The 6108-nt window shown below is 40.9% G+C and carries 7 protein-coding genes, 1 tRNA gene and 1 rRNA gene; 6 read left to right on the top strand and 3 right to left on the bottom strand.

Annotated elements, in window-relative coordinates; translation table 11 throughout:
- The first annotated feature begins 137 nt into the window (after positions 1-137).
- The 4 genes from rrf (at position 138) to NRIC_RS18820 (ending at position 1723) form a co-directional block, all read left to right on the top strand.
- Positions 138-253: ribosomal RNA gene (gene rrf / locus NRIC_RS18835) — 5S ribosomal RNA — on the top strand.
- A 7-nt stretch (positions 254-260) separates the two neighbouring features.
- Positions 261-334: transfer RNA gene (locus NRIC_RS18830), tRNA-Asn, on the top strand.
- A 94-nt stretch (positions 335-428) separates the two neighbouring features.
- Positions 429-776 (top strand): iron-sulfur cluster biosynthesis family protein, encoded by a 348-nt coding sequence (locus NRIC_RS18825; RefSeq protein ID WP_146624268.1) that lies wholly within the window; start codon positions 429-431, stop codon positions 774-776.
- Between the two features lie 179 nt (positions 777-955).
- Complete coding sequence (locus NRIC_RS18820) at positions 956-1723, top strand: SDR family NAD(P)-dependent oxidoreductase (protein WP_146624267.1); 768 nt, start codon at positions 956-958, stop codon at positions 1721-1723.
- Positions 1724-1777: 54 nt separating this feature from the next.
- On the opposite strand, the gene NRIC_RS18815 is transcribed toward NRIC_RS18820, so the two are convergent.
- Positions 1778-2401, bottom strand: a complete 624-nt coding sequence (locus NRIC_RS18815) for a flavin reductase family protein (RefSeq protein WP_146624266.1) — start codon at positions 2399-2401, stop codon at positions 1778-1780.
- Between the two features lie 82 nt (positions 2402-2483).
- Positions 2484-3458: a ring-cleaving dioxygenase gene (locus NRIC_RS18810; RefSeq protein WP_146624265.1), complete on the bottom strand. Its 975-nt coding sequence runs from the start codon at positions 3456-3458 to the stop codon at positions 2484-2486.
- A gap of 159 nt (positions 3459-3617) precedes the next feature.
- Here NRIC_RS18810 and NRIC_RS18805 point away from each other — a divergent pair, with 159 nt between their 5' ends.
- Positions 3618-4256: an HAD-IA family hydrolase gene (locus NRIC_RS18805; RefSeq protein ID WP_146624264.1), complete on the top strand. Its 639-nt coding sequence runs from the start codon at positions 3618-3620 to the stop codon at positions 4254-4256.
- 44 nt (positions 4257-4300) lie between these two features.
- Here NRIC_RS18805 and apf read toward each other — a convergent pair whose 3' ends face one another.
- Positions 4301-4915, bottom strand: coding sequence for an aggregation-promoting factor (gene apf / locus NRIC_RS18800; RefSeq protein ID WP_146624263.1), 615 nt, complete (start codon positions 4913-4915; stop codon positions 4301-4303).
- A 460-nt stretch (positions 4916-5375) separates the two neighbouring features.
- Here apf and NRIC_RS18795 point away from each other — a divergent pair, with 460 nt between their 5' ends.
- Positions 5376-6020 carry a GPP34 family phosphoprotein gene (locus tag NRIC_RS18795; protein ID WP_146624262.1) on the top strand — a complete coding sequence of 215 codons (645 nt, stop codon included), beginning with the start codon at positions 5376-5378 and terminating at the stop codon, positions 6018-6020.
- Positions 6021-6108: the final 88 nt, after the last annotated feature.

Below are 6108 nucleotides of genomic sequence, written 5' to 3'. Positions count from 1 at the left end.
CAGAAGTGGAAGTGCAGTGATGTATGGAGCGGACTGATACTAATCGATCGAGGACTTAACCAAAAGAAAGATTCTTGGTGAGATTTGATTTTTTGATCCAGTTTTGAGTGAACGAAGTTTACTCAAGAATAATAAAGTGTGGTGGCGATAGCAGGAAGGATACACCTGTTCCCATGCCGAACACAGAAGTTAAGCTTCTTAGCGCCGATTGTAGTGAAGGGTTTCCCTTTGTGAGAGTAGGACGTCGCCACGCAGATCATTCCGGCATAGCTCAGTTGGTAGTAGCGCATGACTGTTAATCATGATGTCGTAGGTTCGAGTCCTACTGCCGGAGTTCGTAAGACAACTATTATGGTTGTCTTTTTTTGAGCGTTAAAAATGTATTTACTTACTAAAAGTGCTACTCTTAGAGTAAGGAGATGAGACTTATGTATTTAAATATAGAAGAAAAGGTAAAAAAACGTTTTGAACAATACAAGGATGCTGTAATCGTCTTAGATATGGATGATGGGGTTGGGAGATACTCTAAAATTGGCCTTTGTTCCTTAAATACTCATTTTCGTTTCTTGATTTTGAAGGATGGCCAGGATCAGTCGGATTACCAATCGCTTATTGAAAGCAACATGGGGAAGATTCCTGTGAAAGAATACTCGAGAATGTATCTGGACGACAAAATGGATTTGATCTATGATGATCAACGTGCATTGACTAAGCTGAAGGGAACCAGCGGTATGATTGATGGGAATGTTTCTATCGTAGATATGCGTGAGAACTAAGGATCCCCTTTGCCAATTGGAAAAGGAATTGCTGAAGAAGCCTCTTTTCAGCGATTCCTTTTTTTTGAGTATCTTATCTATTTTTCATTCGTCTATTGACAGCAGTATGAAACTTTCGGTAACCTTTGAGTAATGGTAGTAACTCAAACTATCAATATGAATGGATGGGGGTTACAAAAATGTTTGATTTAACTGGGAAAGTGGCTGTAGTTACAGGAGCAAGCAGTGGTTTAGGGCGAGATGCGGCTATGGCATATGCTCAAGCAGGAGCAGACGTTGTTTTATTGGCAAGAAGATTAGAACGTTTGGAAGCGCTTGCTGAAGAGCTCAAAGGAATGGGTCGAGATGTTTTAGCGATCAAAATGGATGTAACAGATGAAGAAAGCGTAAAATCAGGCATTGCTCAAGCATATGAACACTTTGGTCATTTGGATATCCTGCTGAATAATGCCGGGATCGCTGTCGGAGGCGGCGTGGATACTTTAACAGTGGAAGATTTTGACAAGTCAATCGATGTGAACGTCAAAGGAATCTTTTTGGTGAGTAAATACGTGGTGAAGCATATGATAGAAAATGAATACGGCAGAATCGTCAATATCGCTTCTGTGAATGCGGTTATTGCAGATAAGGACGATATTTTTGTTCGGCATTCTTACAATGCCAGCAAAGCAGCCGTGCTTGGACTGACGAAAGGGATGGCAGCAACATATGGTAAAAACAATATTACGGTAAACGCGATCGGACCTGGGTTATTTGAATCCGAAATGACAGAGGATACGCTTTTCAAATCAGATGACTTTTTGACGCTTTATTATGGTTTGAACCCAATGAATCGTGCAGGAAAACAAGGGGAACTCAATGGAACGATCCTTTATTTTTCTAGCGATGCAGCCAGCTATACCACTGGACAATTCATCGTTGTAGATGGTGGAATGTCGATTGTATAAACAAAAATAAACAAGAAGCATTCATCCGCAAAAATGGCGGAGAATGCTTCTTGTTTATTTTGGCCGCTTGATATCGAGAATAGTTCCAATATGACTGTAGCTTTCCCCAGCTAAACGTGCAATCGGAGAAAGTGCAAGCGGCAAGATATATTCTTTTTGTGGATCAAATACATCTGGTGAGAAGTAATAATCCATCACTTCTAAGATAAACAGGTCTGAGACAATCGCTTCGTTCAGTCCCTTAATCGGAATGTACTGATGAAGCTTTGTTTCCATTCGAATCGGAGCTTCATTGATTGCCGGGACATTGATCGAATGACTAGGTATCAAGGTTAAGGCACTGTCTTCTAGTTCGCCGACTGAAGCAGGCAAGGACGCGGCGGTTTGATTCATTTCCAATAACACTTGATCATTAACGATGTGAACGACCGCTTCTTTATGATTTACTAAATTTCTTGCGGAATCTTTCATTTGCGCATTGGATGTTCTGTTGATTGATAAACTGATCAATGGCAGGTCTTTTGCGACGACATTGAAATAGCTGAAGGGTGCGGCGTTCACAACTTGGGTATCTGGATCTTTTGTAGTGATCCAAGCGATTGGACGCGGAATAATACTTCCAGTCAAAAATTTATAGTTTTGCTGCGTAGTTAAGTTTTTCGCTGAGTAATGAATCATGGCTAGCCTCCTTCTGTTTTATTGTACCTGATTTATGATGAGCATGGCTATTTAAAAAGCAGGCATTCACGCCTGCTTTTAATTAGTTTCGTTTCAAATTGGCGTCAGAGGTATCAAATGGACGTACATAGTCCTCGATTTCCTGACGTTTTGATTGCAGATGAGGTGGCAGTGACAGAATCTCTCCAGCATGTTCATAGCTTTCGTCTTGCAAAAATCCGGGGCCGTCAGTCGCTAATTCAAATAGAACGTTTGGTGCAGCCATGAAGTATTCTGATTGGAAGTAGAAGCGGTCAACAAAACCTGAATTTGGAAATTCTAAATCATTGATCTTTTTGATCCAAAAGTGTAAAGCTTCATCGTCTGCTACCCGCAACGCCAGATGATGAACATTGCCATAACCTTCCTGTGCAGGAGGCAGATCATCACGAAAATCAACTAAAATCGTTGCGCCGTTGCCGCCTTCACCAATCTCAAACTGATGCATTGTACCTTCTTCTGCGGTCTCTTTAAAACCGAGAACATTTTCTAATACCAGCTTCATATGATCAAAGTTAGAGACAGTTACGATCGTTGGCCCTAAGCCAATGATGGCATGTTCCTTTTCAACATTTGAATGTTTCCATGGAGTTCCGCCAGCAACTCCATGATCCGTTTCATCAGACACTAGTTGGAACAATTGATCATCGAAATCACGAAATTCTAAGTATTTTTTGCCGAAGCGTTCGCTGACTTCTCCATGTTCAACTTCCAAAATAGAAAAACGTTCGTTCCAATAATCCAGTGAAGCATCTGTTGGCACACGGAACCCTGTACGTGATATGGTATTTGTACCCTTTGTTCCTTTAGGAATACCCGGGAAATCAAAAAAGGTCATATCTGTCCCAGGAGCCCCTTCATCATCTGTAAAATAAAGGTGGTAGGTTTCAATATCGTCCTGATTGACGGTTTTTTTAATCATTCGTAACCCTAATATATCTGTGAAAAAGCGATAGTTCTTTTGCGCACTTGATGTCATTGCTGTAACGTGGTGCAAGCCGCGAATTTGAGTGTCCATGAAATGTTCCTCCTAAATGGTTTTAATCTTACTAAAAGTAAGTATATCTAGAAATCAAAAATCTGGCAAATATCCTGCTCACTCTTGCCAATCGTTTCAAAGAAAGCTAGGATAGAAAGAACAGATAGAACATAAATGGAGAGAATGCGGAGGGATCAGATGAAAAAAATTGTGTTGTTCGATTTAGATGGGACATTGACTGACTCCAGTGAAGGAATCCTGGCTTCTATTCGATATATGATGGAAAAGCTTGAATTGGTTATTCCTGATGACAGGGTTTTAAAGAGTTTTATTGGTCCTCCCTTGACAGCTTCGTTGAGTGAACTATACGGAATGGCAGCAGAAGAGGCAGAACGGGCTATTGAGGTTTATCGCGAATACTATGCAGAAAAAGGGATTCAACAGCTGCACGTGTATCCTGAAATTCCAGAGTTGCTTCAGCAGCTTTCCCACTCTTGCATAGTAGGATTGGCTACATCAAAGCCACAAAAATTTGCCGAGCAAATTATGGAAATAACTGGGTTGTCCCCGTTTTTTACAGGTTTTTTTGGTGCAGACATGCGCGGACGAGACAGCAAAAGTGATGTGATCAGACGAGCGATCAAACAACTAGCGACAGAGAATTCTGAGGTATTCATGGTGGGAGATCGCAAATATGATATTCTTGGTGCGAAAAACAATGGTATTTCGAGTATTGGCGTATTGTATGGATTTGGTGATCGCTCTGAGCTGGAAGCTGCAGGCGCTGACTGGATCATTGAAACACCCACTGACCTATATCCGATCATTGAGCAATAAAAAAACATTCCGAATTTTCGGAATGTTTTTTTGCTGCTTCAATTTTAGTACCAGCCGTTTGCCAACCAGAATGATTGAGCGGCTTCCCATGAACCATAACGAGAAGCTACGTATTGATCTGCTACACGCTCTTGGTTTTCTGGAGAATAGTCACCGTTTAAGTAAGAAGCGCTAAGTTGGTAACGTCCAATGTATTGACCATTTGTTGCACTGTAAGAACCGCTAGATTCTTTTTGAGCAATCCATTCTTTCGCAGAAGAGCTGTTTGCTGGCGCTGCTGCTTGTTCAGGTGCGGAATATTGTTGTGCCGGAGCAGAATATTCTTGGACAGGCGCTGCTGCTTGTTCCGTATACGTTTCTTGAACGGGTGCTGCTTGCTGTGCTGGAGCAGCTTGTGTTGTTGCTGCTTCGTTTTTAGCATCTGTATCTACAGTCAATTGTTCACCGGCAAAAATCAAATCAACATTGCTGATGTTGTTGATGCGTGCGATCGAGTTTACTAAACTGTCATCGCCAGCAAATTTTTGAGAGATCGTTGATAAAGTATCGCCAGATTCAACAGTGTAGGTTTCAGCCGCATGTGCGTCGTTTGTTCCAAATACCATTGCTGCACCTGCAGCCATCAAAGTGCTAAGAAATAGAGCTTTCCCGAATTTCATTATGTAAATTCCTCCATAAAGATGATTTTAGTCGTTTTCGACTACGAGAGATACTTTACCATCCTTTTGTGTTTCATAGGTAATAAACCAGTGACAATTGGTTACAAAGTCATGTTTCAATGTGACAAAATCGAACAAAAAATGGCCTTTTGAAATCTTTAATCTTTTTTGAATCCTGCTGTAAGGCTTGTTTTCATCATGAAGAAGTCGGTTTCAAAAAAATGACTCATTTCACAAAATATTCGAATTTATGAAATATTGAAACCTTTTTGTAAGATAATCACTCGTTTTTGATCGCTGAATGTATAAGGAAGGCTTAAGAGAGAAACTATAGGTTCTATTCTGACAGAAAAACCTATTAAAGCAGCTTGAACCTCGTAAAAGGAATAAATAGGGAGGATTTCTAACTCTCTTTCTTTTCCAGTAGTACACTAAACAGAAAGAAAAGGAGGAATGTGCAGTGAAAAGGTCAACGTTCACAGAGCAATATTTTTTACTAACGATGAATCGGAAGGGAAAAATCAACAGTTTGGATACCCGCAGCAGAGTTTGTCTAGTGATGGCTGCCTTGTTGGATTTGCAAGAGGCAGATCTGATTGAACTCCATAAGAAGGAAATCCAACTGAAGCAACGCTTTTTACCGGAGGAACTAACGTTTCTAAAGAGTGTAGCTGAACGTCTATCTGCCTATAAACGTCCCACGCTAGACAACGTGGCCAACACCTATGCAGCAGCTGCCTTAGATCGAGAAATTAATCAGCTAATGACGGATATACGCATCGAATTAATTCAAAAGGGAGTTGTACATGCAGATTCTATCCATGAAAACAGCTCGGCCTATTTAGTCGATGAGCGTGTGATTGAGGGACTTGTGGCTGCATTGAGCCAACAATTATTTTTTCCAAACGATCAGAGATTGCTGATATTGTTGTTTTTACTGCAAAAAACAGGTCAATTGAAACACTATTTTACGGCTGGAGAAAGAAAACAAGCCAAACAGATGCTTCAATTGCTCAAAAACTCTAACGAAGCAAAACAAACCCAGCGAATGCTGGATCAGATCGATAGGATGTACATGGCAGTGTACGCTCTGACGGTACTGTGATCTAAAAAATGAGTAGTTTACGGTACTTTTGTTACGAGCACACAAAAAAGAGCGTTGCACTTGCAACACTCTGCGAAAGCCACCTGTC

Source organism: Enterococcus florum (assembly GCF_004309355.1).
Taxonomy (GTDB): Bacteria; Bacillota; Bacilli; order Lactobacillales; family Enterococcaceae; genus Enterococcus_A; species Enterococcus_A florum.
Note: the sequence above shows the minus strand (reverse complement) of the source record. Positions and strands in the feature narration are given on the sequence as shown.